Source organism: Caulobacter sp. Root343 (genome assembly GCF_001425745.1).
In the GTDB taxonomy this organism is placed as follows: Bacteria; Pseudomonadota; Alphaproteobacteria; order Caulobacterales; family Caulobacteraceae; genus Caulobacter.
Map to the genome: position 1 here is coordinate 399,296 of NZ_LMDF01000001.1, position 15,440 is coordinate 414,735.

General features: G+C 67.0%; 11 protein-coding genes. 7 read left to right on the plus strand and 4 right to left on the minus strand.

Translation table 11 applies throughout. The features are described from left to right. Window positions 1-20 precede the first annotated feature (20 nt). Together ASC70_RS01860 and ASC70_RS01865 are read left to right on the plus strand one after the other, a co-directional pair. Complete coding sequence (locus tag ASC70_RS01860; protein WP_082539687.1) at window positions 21-1,154, plus strand: hypothetical protein; 1,134 nt, start codon at window positions 21-23, stop codon at window positions 1,152-1,154. 438 nt (window positions 1,155-1,592) lie between these two features. Next, window positions 1,593-3,188 (plus strand): amidohydrolase, encoded by a 1,596-nt coding sequence (locus tag ASC70_RS01865; protein WP_056045925.1) that lies wholly within the window; start codon window positions 1,593-1,595, stop codon window positions 3,186-3,188. A gap of 71 nt (window positions 3,189-3,259) precedes the next feature. Here the strand turns inward: ASC70_RS01865 and ASC70_RS01870 are convergent, their stop codons facing one another. Beyond that, the gene (locus tag ASC70_RS01870) at window positions 3,260-3,769 is read right to left on the minus strand and encodes an Lrp/AsnC family transcriptional regulator (RefSeq protein WP_047411057.1); all 510 of its coding nucleotides are present in this window, start codon (window positions 3,767-3,769) and stop codon (window positions 3,260-3,262) included. A gap of 446 nt (window positions 3,770-4,215) precedes the next feature. On the opposite strand from ASC70_RS01870, the gene ASC70_RS01875 reads away from it, so the two are divergent. Further along, window positions 4,216-7,053, plus strand: coding sequence for a TonB-dependent siderophore receptor (locus ASC70_RS01875; protein WP_082539688.1), 2,838 nt, complete (start codon window positions 4,216-4,218; stop codon window positions 7,051-7,053). 107 nt (window positions 7,054-7,160) lie between these two features. On the opposite strand, the gene ASC70_RS01880 is transcribed toward ASC70_RS01875, so the two are convergent. Beyond that, entirely contained in the window at window positions 7,161-8,390 is a 1,230-nt protein-coding gene (locus tag ASC70_RS01880; protein ID WP_047411059.1) for a hypothetical protein, read from the minus strand. A gap of 164 nt (window positions 8,391-8,554) precedes the next feature. Here ASC70_RS01880 and crcB point away from each other — a divergent pair, with 164 nt between their 5' ends. Both crcB and ASC70_RS01890 read left to right on the plus strand, forming a co-directional pair. Continuing rightward, entirely contained in the window at window positions 8,555-8,938 is a 384-nt protein-coding gene (crcB, locus tag ASC70_RS01885; protein ID WP_047411062.1) for a fluoride efflux transporter CrcB, read from the plus strand. Then, window positions 8,935-9,930 (plus strand): RluA family pseudouridine synthase, encoded by a 996-nt coding sequence (locus tag ASC70_RS01890; RefSeq protein WP_047411064.1) that lies wholly within the window; start codon window positions 8,935-8,937, stop codon window positions 9,928-9,930. Before crcB ends, ASC70_RS01890 begins: the two co-directional genes overlap by 4 nt. A 143-nt stretch (window positions 9,931-10,073) precedes the next feature. Here ASC70_RS01890 and ASC70_RS01895 read toward each other — a convergent pair whose 3' ends face one another. Together ASC70_RS01895 and ASC70_RS01900 are read right to left on the minus strand one after the other, a co-directional pair. Next, window positions 10,074-11,363 carry a DUF1501 domain-containing protein gene (locus ASC70_RS01895; RefSeq protein ID WP_056045929.1) on the minus strand — a complete coding sequence of 430 codons (1,290 nt, stop codon included), beginning with the start codon at window positions 11,361-11,363 and terminating at the stop codon, window positions 10,074-10,076. Beyond that, window positions 11,360-12,802, minus strand: a complete 1,443-nt coding sequence (locus tag ASC70_RS01900) for a DUF1800 family protein (protein ID WP_056045932.1) — start codon at window positions 12,800-12,802, stop codon at window positions 11,360-11,362. Before ASC70_RS01900 ends, ASC70_RS01895 begins: the two co-directional genes overlap by 4 nt. Window positions 12,803-12,856: 54 nt before the next feature. On the opposite strand from ASC70_RS01900, the gene ASC70_RS01905 reads away from it, so the two are divergent. Then, window positions 12,857-13,579, plus strand: a complete 723-nt coding sequence (locus ASC70_RS01905) for an ATP12 family chaperone protein (RefSeq protein ID WP_056045935.1) — start codon at window positions 12,857-12,859, stop codon at window positions 13,577-13,579. 259 nt (window positions 13,580-13,838) lie between these two features. After that, complete coding sequence (locus tag ASC70_RS01910) at window positions 13,839-15,371, plus strand: acyl-CoA carboxylase subunit beta (protein WP_056045938.1); 1,533 nt, start codon at window positions 13,839-13,841, stop codon at window positions 15,369-15,371. Window positions 15,372-15,440 lie beyond the last annotated feature (69 nt).

Here is a 15,440-nt window from a genome sequence, read left to right on the forward strand (position 1 = left end):
TTTCAAAGCCTCAAGGCATCATGATCATCGAGCCTTCAAAAAGCATCGGCAACGTTCCCGCGTCGACACTGGGGCGGGCGACGACGGCGGCGCAGCGCGAGGTTTTCCGCGCCATCCCCAAGGTCGAGCTGCATTGCCACCTTCTGGGCGCCGTCCGCCGCGAGACCTTCGCCGAGTTCGTGCAGGCGCGCGGGGCGCCGATCAGCGCCGCCGAGATCGCCGCCTTCTACGAGCGCGGCAGCAAGCCGATCGGGGTGCTGCGCGTGCTGCGGGCGCTGGAGCGCTATCTGCTGCTCCAGCCCGACGATTTCCGACGGATCACCTACGAGTACTTGCAGGACGCGGCGGCGGAAAACGTGCGCCACGCCGAGTTCTTCTGGAATCCGACGGCGACCATCCGTGACACCGGCCTGGCCTATGGCGAGGCGCAGGCCGGCATCCTGGCGGGAATTCGCGAAGCCTCGGCCGACTTCGGGATCAGCGCCTTGCTGATCCCCGCCATCGACCGTGAGGCCGAGGCCTCGCACGCGGTGGAGATGGTCGAACTGATGCTGGCCCATCGCGACGCGGCCGCGCCCGGCATCGGCATCGACTATCGCGAGAATGACCGCCCGCCCGAGCTTTTCCGGGAGGCCTACGCCCTGGCCCGCCGTCATGGTCTGAAGGCCACGGCCCATGCCGGCGAGTTCGGCATGCCCTGGACCAATGTGCGGACCGCCGTCGATCTGCTGGAGGTCGATCGCATCGACCACGGCTACACCATCGTCGACAATCCCGATCTCGCGCGGCGCTATGCGGATCGGGGCGTGCTGTTCACGGTCGTGCCCACCAATTCCTACTATCTGCGAACGCTGGCTCCGGAGCGCTGGGCCGTCGATCATCCGATCCGCGCCATGTCCGCGCTGGGCCTGAAGCTCCATCCCAACACCGACGACCCGACGCTGCACAATGTCAGCCCGGCCGGCGCCTGGGAGCTGATGCACAGCCATCTGGGCTATGACGTCGGCGATCTGCGCGAAATGATGCTGAACGGCGTCGAGGGCTGTTGGGCCAACGCGGATCAGAAGGCCGCCTGGCGCGAGCAGTGGCCGGCGGCGTTCGACGCCTTGGTCGACGAGACGGATTGGCCGCTCCCCGCGTCGTTCGACCGGTGAGCGCCCGGGCCTGATGGCGGCGATCATCCGTCGGCCTGGCCATCGCCCCCGACCGTCGTCCCTAGGGGGCTACCGCGCCTCAGATCATCAAAGCAGCATTCAGGCGCCGCGATTTTAGGAAATCGCTTCGAGATCGTTCACTTGAAAGTGCTCGAAGGTTTTTCGCGCGAAACTGCTTCATATTGATGAATATCGTGACGAAGCTGGATCGTCAACGCAGGTTTTCATCGCGATATGACGTCTTTGAGCTCGAAAGCGACGACATAAATCCTCGTCGCGCGGCTCGGATGCGGTTCGGGTGAGGTTTGCGGGGATGGGCCGGACGAGATCGGGCCCGAGGATTGGCGTGGGTTCCGGGTCCGGAGCCGGGGCGGCGCGGGTCCATTTCGCTTCAGAGAAGCGAGGGGGCTCTCGAGCGTCGCAATAGAGGGGACGGGAATGAAGAAGATCGCGAAGACCAAAGCGCTGACCGCCATTCTGCTGGCGGGCGCCATGACGGCGCCGGCGGCCCTGGCGCACGCCGAGACCACGCCGGCCATGAAGGCCGCGGCGATCGCCGGCGTGGATGCGCGGACTAAGCTGAACCAGCAGATGATCGACCAGGTGTTCAGCTATGCCGAACCCGGCTTTCAGGAGTTCCGCACCTCTGAATACCTGACGGGCATTCTCGAAAAGAACGGCTTCAAGATCACGCGCGGCGTCGCGGGCATTCCCACGGCTTGGACGGCCACCTGGGGGACCGGCGGGCCGGTGGTGGCGCTGGGCAGCGACATCGACAACCTGCTGGGCCTGTCGCAGTACCCTGGCGTCACCGAGATCAAGCCGATGGTCGAGGGCGCGCCTGGCCATGGCGAGGGTCACAATTCGGGCATGCCCATGATGATCGTCGCGGCCCTGGCGGCCAAGGACGTCATGGAGAAGAACCACATTCCGGGCCGGCTGATGCTGTGGCCGGGCGTCGCCGAGGAACTGCTGGCGGCCAAGGCCTACTATGTGCGCGCCGGGGTGTTCAACGGCGTCGACGCCTCGATCTTCGCCCACGTCAGCAAGGACTTCAGCACCGGCTGGGGCCCGGGCGGGAATAACGGCATGGTCTCGGTGGAATACACCTTCCACGGCAAGACCGCCCACGCGGCCGGCCAGCCTTGGGACGGTCGTTCGGCTCTCGACGGCGTCGAGGTGATGGACATGGCGTGGAACATGCGCCGTGAGCACCTGCCGCTGACCCAGCGTTCGCACTACGTGATCACCAACGGCGGCGGCCAGCCCAACATCGTCCCCGGCGTCGCCACGGTCTGGTACTATTTCCGCGAGAACACCTTCGGTTCGATCCGCGAACTCTACGAGCTGGGCAACACGATCTCGCAGGCGGCGGCCATGGCCACGGGCACCACGGTCGAGCATCGCGTGCTGGGCTACGCCGCGCCGAACTACAGCAACAAGCCGCTGGCCGAGGCCGCCTACGCCAACATCAAGGCCGTCGGCATGCCGAAATGGAGCGCCGACGACCAGGCGTTCGCCAAGTCGGTGCAGGTCGCTCAGAAGTTCAAGCTGCAGCCGCTGGCCACCGAGGTCGCGCCGCTGTCGACGCCAGACAGCCGCGGCGTCTCGATGGGCGGGGGCTCGGACGACATCGGCGACGTGATGTGGACGGTGCCGACGATCACCATCCGCTATCCCTCGAACATCCCGAACGCCATCGGCCACAACGTGACCTCGGCCATGGCGATGGCGACGCCGATCGCTCACAAGGGGGCCGAGGTCGGCGCCAAGGCGGTGGCCCTGACCGTGCTGGACCTGATGACGACGCCGAAGCTGGTCGCCGACGCCAAGGCCTATTTCCAGAACGTCCAGCTGAAGGACACCAAGTACGATCCGGTGCTGACCAAGGACGACAAGCCGGCGATCTGGCTGAATGAAGACATCATGGCCAAGATGCGCCCGAAGATGGAGCCGTTCTACTACGACTCCAGCAAGTACGGCTCTTATCTGGAGCAGCTGGGCGTCAAATACCCGAATGGGCTCGCGAAATAGGTATGGACGACTTTGCCGGAAGCGTTCGGAGAGCGTGCCGCCGCTCCGAATTGCTTCCGGCGGAGCATGGACTAGCCGCGTCGCGCCTTGGCCTTCTCCTGGAAGACGATCGGCGGCGTGCCTCGCCGGGCGACCTCGCGCATCACGAAGCTGCTGCGGATCTTGGCCACGTGCGGCAGGGTCGAGAGCTCGCGGCGATAGACACGGTCATAGTCCTCGAAAGACTCGACGTTGAGCATGATCAGGAAGTCGGTGTCTCCGGAAACGAAGCCGCAATAGGAAACGGACGGGCATTTCACGACCTCGCGTTCGAATTCATTGAGCGCCCGCTCGGCCTGGGAGCTCAATTCGATCGCGACGAACACCACCACGCTATAGCCGAGCATCGGCAGGTTCAGGTTTGCCGAATAGCTCAGCACCGCCTGACGCTCTTCCAGGCTCTTGCGCCGACGCGCCACGGCGGTGCTGGAGAGGTTGATTTGTTCGCCCAGCCAGACGTCCGAGGCTCGTCCGTCGACGGAAAGTTCCTTCAGGATCTGATAATCGACGCTATCGAGGTCAAGGTGATCTGGTTTCGACATCGAATTCGCAACTCCGTGCATAAAGCAGCAGCACAAGTATAGTTTCAGCGCTGAAAAGCCAATTTGTGAAAGTAGTTCGAGAGCAAATTTGATAATTTGATGTTCGCCGCGACTTGCGGGTGATGTGCTGTTTCAGCGATGGCGAACACGCTGGGCGTGAAATTCTTCTACGCCGCTCTTATCGGGCGGTCCACAGGGTGGAAACAAGCAGAAACCTGCCGCGACAGCAAAGCATCGTGGCGCGTTGGGCGTGTGGCCGAAGCGGTGAGCCTGGTCGGCACGGTTTGAAATAGACCCGTCGAGACGACTTCAAATCCAGAAGCAGCTTTCGCGCGCCTGTACTTTGGCGAGCATTGAGAAGTCGTATCTCATTACCATTGAGCGTTGTCGCTTCTGTTTTACTGATAATCGCTCTGATTGCTTATCAAACTTTGAAGGGGGATAGTATGAAGTTCGGGAGCATTACCTCACCAGTGGTCGGTGCGCGTCGCTATGCTTTGGCGACCGCCAGCGTCGCGGCGCTCCTGGCGTCGGGACATGCGGCCTTCGCGCAGCAAGTGGCCGCCGCCGAAGCCGCCGCGCCCGCCGCGGAGCTCGTCGAAGCCGTCATCGTCACCGGCTCGCGCGTCGCGCGCGACGGTTTCGACTCGCCGACGCCGGTCAACGTCCTGGGAACGGAAGAAATCAAGGCGTCCGCGCCGGCCAATATCGCCGACTTCGTCAATACCTTGCCCTCGGTGGCGGGCAGCTCGACGGCCGCCAATTCCTCCGGCGCGCTCAGCAATGGCGCGGCGGGCATCAGCGCGCTGAACCTGCGCTCGCTGGGCACCGGCCGCACGCTGGTGCTGTTCGACGGCCAGCGCTCGGTGGTCTCCGCGTCCACGGGGCAGGTCGACACCAACACCTTTCCGCAGTCGCTGATCTCACGCGTCGAGGTGGTGACGGGCGGGGCCTCGTCGGCCTACGGCTCGGACGCCGTCGGCGGCGTGGTCAACTTCATCCTCGACAAGAACTACACGGGCCTCAAGTCGTCGGTGGAATACGGCGAGACGACCTATGGCGACGGCGAGAACTGGAAATACAATCTCACGGCCGGAGGCGGTTTCGCCCAGGGCAAGGGCCATGTGCTGGCCAGCGCCGAGTGGTTCCACCAGGAAGGCGTCCACACGATCGACCGCGACTGGAACCGGACCGGCTATTTCGCGATCCGCAATCCCGACACCTCGGCGAGCGCGCCTTACTACGTCGTCGCCAACCACGTCGGCATCTCGACCTATACGCCGGGCGGCCTGATCACCGCCGGTCCCTTGAAGGGGACCTATTTCGGCGTCAACAGCTCGGTCAATCAGCTGGCCTATGGCGCCGTGTCGGGCCAGTGGATGGTCGGGGGCGACTGGGATTATTCGTCCTCCGGCATCGAGGGCACCAACACCCTGATCCCGGACGAGGATCGCAGCAGCTATTTTGGCCGCGTCAGCTATGAGCTGACCCCGCATATCGAGGTCTTCGGCCAGGCGTCCTACGCCAAGTACGAGGGGCTCAGCTACTATATCGCGCCGACCCAGACCGGCATCGTCATCCGCTCGGACAACGCCTATCTGCCGGCGTCGGTGAAGAGCCAGATGACCAGCCTGGGCCTGACTTCCTTCACCATGGGCACGGGCAACATCGACATGCCGGCCTCGGGCAGCGCCATGGAGCGCGAGACCGAGCGCTACGTCGTGGGCGGCAAGGGCGACTTCAGCGTCTTTGGCCTGGGGATCGACTGGGACGCCTACTACCAGCACGGCAAGACCAAGACCCACGAACAGCTGACGCCCACCTGGAACAACGCCCGCCTGGCCTTGGCGACGGACGCGGTGTTCAGCAATGGCCAGATCGTTTGCCGCTCGACGATCACCGATCCGACCAACGGCTGCGTACCGCTGAACCGCTTCGGCCAGGGCGTGGCCAGCAAGGCGGCCCTGGCCTATGTGCTGGGCACGCCCTATCGCGACCAGCACTTCACCCAGGACGTCGCGGCCTTCAACCTCCGTACCAACGACATCCAGGGCTGGGCGGGTCCGATCTCGCTGGCGACCGGCGCGGAGTACCGCAAGGAGGAGATGGGCGGCTTCGTCGAGGCGCGGTATCAGAGCAGCGGTTGGAAGTACGGCAACTTCCGCGCCACCAGCGGCAAGTACGACGTCGCCGAAGCCTATGCCGAAGCCGTCGTGCCGCTGTTCAAGGGCGCGGACTTCAACGGCGCGGTCCGTATCACCGACTACAGCACCTCGGGCACGGTGAAGACCTGGAAGGCCGGCGTCACCTATGCGCCGATCCCGGACATCAAGTTCCGCGGGTCGGCCTCGCGCGATATCCGGGCCGCCAACATGAGCGAGCTCTATGACGCCGGCACCGCGCGCAGCAACTCGGTGAACATCAACGGCGTCTCGACCGCCTTCGTCCAGAACCTGCAGGGCAATCCGGACGCCAAGCCCGAGTTCGCCGACGGCTACGGCGTGGGCGTGGTGGTGTCGCCGCGCTTCCTGCCCGGCGTGCAGGCCTCGGTCGACTACTACGACATCTCGGTCAAAGGGGTGATCAGCTTCGTCACCGCCCAACAGGTGGCCGACTACTGCTACATCCAGAAGGTCACCACGTACTGCAGCAACCTCAAGTTCACCAATGGCGTGCTGAACACGATCGACCTGTACTACGCCAACCTCAACAAGATGACCGCCAAGGGGCTGGACGTCGAAGTCTCGTATCGGACCGATCTGAGCGACGTCGTCTCTTGGGGCGCTGGCCAGCTCGCCCTGCGCGGCATGTTCACCCACTATATCGAGAACGTCACCGACGACGGGGTGACCCATATCGACCTGGCCGGCGCCAATACCAGCAGCACCCCCGACTGGGTCTACCGCCTGAGCGCCAACTACAATCTCGAAAACTGGGCCTTCAACCTGACGGCCCGCGGCGTCAGCAGCGGCGTGGTCAGCAACGCCTATACCGAGTGCCAGAGCGCGTGTCCGGCCAGTGTCGCGCCGTACTACACGATCAACGACAACAGCGTTAAGGGCGCACTCTATATCGACCTGTCGACGACCTACAAGTTCGAGGTCGCCCATACGGCGGGCGAAGCCTTCATCTCGATCAAGAACCTGTTCAACAAGGATCCGGTCCTGGTCGGCAACCCCGGCAACCTGGGGGCTGAGAACACGGTCGGCTATCCGCAGACCAACCGCAGCCTCTACGACACCAACGGCCGCACCTTCCGTGTCGGCCTGCGGTTCGATTTCTAGGGCTGGTCGGCCGCCGGGGCGCACCGCGCCTCGGCGGGTCCGGTGAAGCCGCCGTGGACGCTAGAAAGCATGGCGGCGCATTCGGCCATCCCCGAGAAAGCGGAGCCTTAGGCCGCCGCTTGCCTGGCTAGCGGATAGTTGGCGCGCAGCGAGGCGTGGGTCAGGCCGGCCGTCTCGGCGGCGGCGAAATAGCCTTCCTGCGGCAGGCCTTGCAGGATGGTCATCGGCGCCAGGCCGCGGGCGTCGCGACCGAAGGCCATCATTTCCATGGCGATCTTGCCGGCTTCGCCCGACAGGTCGGAGGCGTCCAGAGTCAGGCCGGCCAGACGGGCGTCGCGCAGCACGCGCAGGGCTTCCTTGTCTGGCGGCACGCGGGCGATGACGCCGCGGGTGAGGGCGCGCAACAGGCCGACGACTTCCAGCAGGCGACCGGCGGGGGTGCCGCGGGTGACATCGACCAGCTCGATCATGACGCCGCCGCGCAGCAGGCCCAAGGACAGGCCGGCGGTGCCGGTCAGCAGGTCGCGGCCGCGTTGGGTGCCCAGGGTGCGGAACGAGGCCGGCAGGATCAGTTCCGGCGTGTTGGGGCCCTGGGCCGAGCGAGCGAAGACCGCCGCGTACTTCAGGGTCGACTCGTCGATGAAGGCGACGTCGCGGTCCGACAGTTTGGTCAGCGCGCGGGCCGAGGCCTGACGGCCGCTGGCCAGGTGGGTGACCATCGGCTCGATACGGACGGCGGTGGTGACGTTGCGGCGCAGGCTGACGACGTGTTCCAGCGTGAAGTCCACGCGCAGGGCCGCGCCGCCGGCGGTGGTGAAGGCCACCGGGGTGCGGCGGGACTCGTCGCCGGGATCGATATCGATCCGCACCGGCGAGCGGGCGGAGTCGCGGCGGGCGCGAGCGGCCAGCACGACGGCGGGGTCGATCTTTCTGCAGACGGCTTGGCCGCTTTCGACGCCGATCACCGCGCGGATCCCAAGATCCATCGGCGAGGCCGCGCCCAGCAGATGGGTCAGCACGTCCTCGAGGATCCGGATGCTGGTCGCCTGGGCGGCCAGGCCTTGATCGTTGTTCATGGCGATCAGGAATTCGCTGTCCGAGATGCGGGCGCGCATGTCCTGGCGGTCCAGGTGTTCGTTCAGCTTCAGCTCGACATAGGTCCAGATGTCGCCGCGCTTCTGGCTCCACCATTCGCCGGCCCAGGCGCGGATGGCCTTGATGCTGATGACGTTGACGGAGCCGCGCGCCACCAGGTCGTTACCCGTCAGGCGCTGAAGCACCGGGGCCGGCAGGGCCACGCGTTCTGTCGCGTCTGATGTGTGGGTGTCGAAGGCCATGGGTCTGGGTGCTGTTGATACGCCTGAAGATTGCAGCGCACGCGCTTAATCGCTGGTGTGGAAACAGGGTTTACGGACGCGTTTACCTTTAAAGAAACCGGGGAAAAATAAGGGAACTCCGGTGGGTGCTTGGCGTACGCGCCCGCTCGGCGCATAAGGCGTTCATGAACAAGCTGCTTCTGGTGGCCGCTGGCGGAGCCGTCGGCTCGGTCGCCCGCTACCTGGTCGGCATGGGGGCCATGCGGGTCATGGGACCTGGCTGGCCGTACGGCACCTTCACCGTCAACATCGTCGGCGGCTTCCTGATGGGCTGCCTGGCCTCCTGGCTGGCCCATCGCGGCAGCGCGTCCAGCGAACACTGGCGCGTGCTGCTGGGTGTCGGCGCGCTGGGCGGCTTCACCACCTTTTCGTCGTTCTCGCTGGAGACCGCGCTGATGATCCAGAAGCGCGACTACATCCCGGCGTTCTCCTATTCCGCCGCCAGCGTGCTTCTGTCCGTGGCGGCCCTGTTCGCGGGCCTTCTGGTCGCCCGCAAGGTTTTCGCATGAGCACCAAGGAAGTCCGCACCCTGTACGTCGACTCTGGCGAGGACGGGGTCCGCCTCGACCGCTGGTTCAAGCGACGCTGGCCGCACCTGAACCATATCCAACTGAACAAGCTGTTCCGCTCGGGCCAGGTCCGGGTCGACGGCTCGCGCGCCAAGGCCGACACCAAGCTGGCGGCGGGCAGCCAGATCCGCGTGCCGCCGCTGCCCGACGCGCCCGATCCGGCCGACAAGAACAAGCTGACGCCGCGCGACATCGCCTACGCCAAGTCGCTGGTGCTGTACGAGGACGAGGAAGTCCTGGCCCTGAACAAACCCGCCGGCCTGGCCGTGCAGGGCGGGACCAAGACCACCCACCACGTCGACAAGCTGCTCAGCGCCTGGGGCGAGGGCGTCAACCGGCCCAAGCTGGTCCACCGTCTGGACCGCGACACCTCGGGCGTGCTGCTGCTGGGCAAGACGCCGTCGGCCGCCGCGCGGCTGTCGGGCGCCTTCGCCAAGCGCAAGGCGCAGAAGACCTATTGGGCGATCGTGGCCGGCAATCCGCACCCGACCGAGGGCGTGATGGAGCTGCACCTGGCCAAGCGCGGCGTCGGCGACCGCGAGATCGTCGTGCCCGCCCAGCCCAAGGACCCGGACGCCCAGCCGGCCGAGACCGAATTCGTCACCATCAGCCGCGCCGGTCCGCGCGTCACCTGGATGGCCCTGCGTCCGCACACCGGCCGCACCCATCAGCTGCGCGCCCACATGAAGGCCATGGGCCACCCGATCCTGGGCGATCCCAAGTACGGCGACGAAAAGTCCGCGCCGCTGTCGGAGGGCCTGAAGCTGCAGCTGCACGCCCGCTCGATCCTGCTGCCGCACCCGTCGGCCGGCATGCTGCACATCGAGGCCCCGCTGAGCCCCGAGATGAAGGAAGGCTTCCGCAAGTTCGGCTTCTCGGAAGACGAGGCCGAGGCCGAGCCGTTCGCGCGCAGGCAGACGAAGCGGCGGTAGGGTCGCGATCCTTCTTCCCCCTCCGGGGGAGGAGGGCCGCAGGCCCGGAGGGGGCAAGTAGGAGATCAATCCCTTCACTTTGCCCCCACCTGACCTCGCTTCGCGAGGTCGTCCGCCCCCGGGAGGGGGCGGAAGGATATCGACTAAACCAGCCCCGTCACCGGCCTGGCCCCGGCGCTGTCGGGGAACACCTTGCTCTCCAGCACCGCGCGGTCGACGCCCATGTGCTCGGCCAGCACGCCCTTGAACAGGCCGCGCATGTCCAGCGTCGGGGCGGTGTCGCGGTTCTCGAACAGGGCGTTCTGCGCTAGGCCCGGCCAGTCGCCAACGATGCCGCCGCGCTTCAGGGCGCCGCCCAGGATCAGGCCGGTCGAGGCCGTGCCGTGGTCGGTGCCGCCGGTGCCGTTCACGCGGGCGGTGCGGCCGAACTCGGTGACGGCGATCACCACGGTGTTCTTCCACTCCGCGCCGAGGCCCGTGTGCAGGCCGTCCAGCACCGCGTCCAGATAGGACAGGCGCGTGGCGATCTGGCCGACCTGGCCCGCATGGGTGTCGAAGCCGTCCAGCGAGATCGCCGCGATCTGCGGGCCGCCGGCCTGGATCATGAACCCGCCCAGGGTCGCGCCCAGCTTGCGCGCCGCCTCGCCGCCGGCGCGGTTCTGGCGGTCATTGGCCATGGTGGCCGAGATCGGGGTCGGAGACATGGGCGCGGGCGCGGCCATCGCCGGCGTCGAGGCGGCGGCGAGGTTCATCGCCGGGCTGGGCGCCATCGCGGTCATAGCCTGCTGGGCCATGGTCTCGGTCTCCAGGCCGCGCGCGAAGGCGGGACCCAGCATCGGGTCGTTCCTGTAGAGGTCCTGCAGCAGGGTCGGCAGGCGGGCCGTCTCGTCGACGCCCTTGCCCGGCGACCAGCTGGCGGCCTGGACCTTGCCGCGCAGGATCAGCGGAGCGGTGGTCCCGACCGACAGCCCCTCGACCTTGCGGACCGGCGCCAGGGCCTCCAGCGTGCGGTTCAGCCAGCCGGTCTCGGTCCCGTAGACGTGGGCGGCGCCGGTCTCCAGCACGTCCTGGGCCTCGAAGTGCGAGCGGGCGCGGTCGGGGCTGGCGATGGCCGGGGCGATGCGGGCCTCACCCTTCAGGGCCAACTTGTGGACGGTGTCCAGCTGCGGGTGCAGCGAGAAGGTGTCGTCCAGCTTCAGCACCTGGTCGGGCGTCATGGCGATCGAGCCGCGCAGGCCCGCATAGTTCGGATCGCCGACCGGCGGCGATACCGACAGGCCGTCCATGCCGCCGCGGCAGATGACGACGACCAGTTTCTTCTTCGCCAGATCGCCCTCGGACGCGGCGAACGCCTGGGTTCCCAGGAAGTTGACGGAGATTCCGAGGCCGGCGGCCAGGCCCAGGAACGAGCGGCGATTGGCATGGATGGTCATCGGCGTAGGAACTCCGGGCTCATCACGAGAAGGGCGAAGGCTTCGCGGCGGGTCTCGGCCCGCGACACGGCCTTGGCGACGGGTTGTGTCAGGCGTGCGCCCAGGGCGGAGACGGCCAGGGCGTTGGGATCGGTGCGGTCGGCGACCACGGCGGCGAAGCCCTGGGCCCACTGCATCCGCTTGACCAGGCCATCGGGCGAGGCCCAGGTCTGGGCGTCCTCGGCCCAGCCCTTGGGGGAGGGGGCCGAGAAGGGCTTCTGGCCTAGGCCCGTCAGGATCGGCGCCAGGCGTTCGATCATCGAAGGTTCGGCCCCGATCAGCCGCCAGGTCGACAGGGTGTATTCGTAGGGCGTCTTGAACTTGGTCGGCGTCGGATCCCAGGCCTCGGGACTCTCGACGAGGGTCCTGGCCACGGCGGCCAGGTCGCCGCCGGTGGCGATCCAGCGTTTCTCCAGCCGTTCGGTCAGCGAGGCCGGCGGCGTGTCCGAGACGAAGTGGCGGGCGATCTTGCCGCAGACGTGGCGGGCCGTGTGGGGATCGGCGGCCAGGTCCTTCAGCACCGCCAGGCCCTGCTTCATGCCCTGATCGCCATAGTGGCGGCCCATGATCGTGCGCGCGCCGGGCTCGTGGGCGTTGTCGCGGAACACGAACTGGCCGGCCCGGTCCTCCTGGTCGCGACCCAGCGAGAAGCCGGTCAGGGCGCGGGCGAACTCGGTGACGTCGGCCTGGGTGTAGCCGGCGTCGACGCCGACCGTATGCAGCTCCAGGATCTCGCGGGCCAGGTTCTCGTTCAGCCCCGCCTTGCCGCCCTTGCGCCGACCGACATAGGTCGCCGCGCGGCTGCCCGGCCCGATCGACTGGGCCTGGTCCAGATAGGTCAGCATGGCCGGATGAGTGGACGAGGCGACCAGCAGGTTCTCGAAGCCGCCGAACACGTAGGGCCGGATCGCCTCGCGCTCGAACGGGCCGATCAGCACCGAGGTGATCTGCTTGGTGGCCGAGACCGTGAAGTGGTTGGCCCAGAACAGCGCCCAGCGCTCGCGGAAGGCGGCGGGCGTATTGGCGGCGAGCCGGGCCCGGGCCAGGAAGTCGCCATTGACCTTGTCGCGCAGGTCTCGCTGGGCGTCCTTGGCCATCTGGAGATCGGGCTTGTCGCCCGCCTCGCCGTCCTTCTTCTGGCGCTCCATCCTTCGCTGCTGCTGATAGTCGCGCATCTGTTCGTAGCGGACGGCCGAGGTCTCGCCGTCGTCCGGCGGAACATCGGCGCCCTCTCGGCGGATCTGGGCGGTCAGGAAGCCCTGCGGATCGGCCTTGGCGGCGTCGATCTCGCCGGGGCGGGCTCCCAGGCCGAAGCGGGTGACGGCGATGGCGGCCATCATGTCCTTGGACGGTAAGCTCAAGCGGGGCTCTCCCTTGCGCGAACACGCGACATCACCCATTCAACGCCTGTCGTGGCGGAGTCCGTCGCGACCCCGCGAAAATGAGCCTCGACCGTGTCCGACAAGTCCGAACTGCTGCTGAAACCCCGCCGCTTCTACAAGGCCGCCGCCGCCGCGCCGGTAGAGGGCGGCTTCGCCGTGCAGCTGGACGGCCGCACGCCCAAGTCGCCGGCCAGGAAGCCGCTGGTCGCGCCAACCAAGGCGCTGGCCGAGATGATCGCCGCCGAGTGGGACGCCCAGGTCGACTATATCGACAACAGCCTGATGCCGGCCTCGCGCCTGGCCTTCACGGCCATCGACCGGATCGCCGAGACTCGCGCCGAGGTGGCCAAGGAGGTCACCGCCTATGCGTCTTCCGACCACCTCTGCTATCGCGCCGAGCACCCGACGCCGCTGGTCGAGCGCCAGAACCGCGAGTGGGGCGCGATCCTCGACTGGGCCAAGGCCGAGCACGGCCTGACCTTCACGCCGGTGGCCGGGATCATCCATCAGCCCCAGCCGCCCGCGACGCTGGCGGCGATCGAGGCCCTGGCCCTGACCCTGGACGACTTCACCCTGGCCGGCGTGGCCTTCGCCGCTGGCCTGTTCGGCTCGACCGTGCTGGCCCTGGCCGTGCGGGCCGGCCGCCTGACCGGCCAGCGGGCCCTGGACCTCTCGCGGCTCGAGGAGGTGTTCCAGGCCGAGCAGTGGGGCCAGGACGCCGAGGCCACGGCCCGCGCCGCATTCCTGGCGGTCGAGGCGGCGATGATCGACCGCTGGTTCGCCGCGCTGCGGTAGCCAAGTTCTGTCATCCCGGGCGTAGCGCAGCGAAGACCCGGGACCGCGACCGGCTCGGAGCTTCCGGCGGTCCCGGCTCGGCGCGCTGCGCGCTTGGCCGGGATGACAGGGGTTTATGATCAAAGGTGAAATTGCTCCGCCCGCCGCTCATGCTGCGCTGCCGCAAGGTCCGTCTTGCGCCCTGCCTCTGGCCTCGCTACGGCTGGGTTCATAAGGTGGGACAGCCATCAGAATAAGATCCGGGCAGGGGAGTACGCGCGTGCAGCACATTCTCGAGGAACTCGACCGTCGTCGCGAACAGGCCAAGGCCGGTGGCGGCGAAAAACGGGTCGCGGCCCAGCACGCCAAGGGCAAGCTGACCGCCCGCGAGCGCATCGACCTGCTGCTGGATGAGGGCTCGTTCGAAGAGTTCGACATGTTCGTCGAGCACCGCAGCGCCGACTTCGGCATGCAGGACCAGAAGATCCCGGGCGACGGCGTGGTCACCGGCTGGGGCACGATCAACGGCAAGGTCGTCTACGTCTTCTCCAAGGACTTCACCGTGTTCGGCGGCAGCCTGTCGGGCGCCCACGCGGCCAAGATCGTCAAGGTCCAGCGCCAGGCCATGAAGGTCGGCGCGCCGATCATCGGCCTGTTCGACGCCGGCGGGGCGCGCATCCAGGAGGGCGTCGACAGCCTGGCCGGCTATGCCGACATCTTCCTCGAGAACGTCATGGCCTCGGGCGTGGTGCCTCAGATCAGCGTGATCATGGGCCCCTGCGCCGGCGGCGACGTCTATAGCCCCGCCATGACCGACTTCATCTTCATGGTGAAGGACACCAGCTACATGTTCGTGACCGGACCCGACGTGGTCCGGACCGTCACCAACGAGGTCGTCACCGCCGAGGAGTTGGGCGGCGCCCGCGTCCACGCGGCCAAGTCGGGTGTCGCCGAGGGCGCATTCGACAACGACCTGGAGGCCCTGACCCAGGTGCGCCGGCTGGTCGACTTCCTGCCCTCGTCCAACCGCGAGGGCGCGCCCGAACGCCAGAGCTTCGACGAGCCCTATCGCGAGGAGGCCAGCCTCGACACCCTGATCCCGTCCGACCCGACCAAGCCCTACGACATGAAGGAGCTGATCCTGAAGATCGTCGACGAGGCGGACTTCTTCGAGATCAGTTCGGAATGGGCCAAGAACATCGTCTGCGGCTTCGCGCGGATGGACGGGGAAAGCGTCGGCATCGTCGCCAACCAGCCGCAGGTGCTGGCCGGGGTGCTGGACATCGACAGCTCCAGGAAGGCGGCCCGCTTCGTGCGGTTCTGCGACGCCTTCAACATCCCGATCATCACCCTGGTCGACGTCCCGGGCTTCATGCCGGGCACCAAGCAGGAGTACGGCGGCCTGATCAAGCACGGCGCCAAGCTGCTGTTCGCCTATGCCGAGGCCACGGTGCCGAAGATCACGGTCATCACCCGCAAGGCCTACGGCGGCGCCTATGACGTGATGAGCTCCAAGCACCTGCGCGGCGACCTCAACTACGCCTGGCCGACCGCCGAGATCGCGGTGATGGGCGCCAAGGGCGCGGTGGAGATCATCTTCCGCCAGGAAGCCAAGGATCCCGAGGCCCTGGCGGCCCGCGAGGCCGAGTACAAGAACGCCTTCGCCAACCCGTTCGTCGCCGCCTCGCGCGGCTATATCGATGACGTGATCATGCCCCACGGCACCCGCCGCCGGATCGTGCGGGGTCTGAAGAGCCTGAAGGGCAAGGAGCTCTCCAACCCCTGGAAGAAGCACGACAACATTCCGCTGTAGGGGCGTTTGGGCTAGCGGCGCCCGCCGAGCGGGCCCCCACCTGACCGCTTCGCGGTCGTCCGCCCCCGG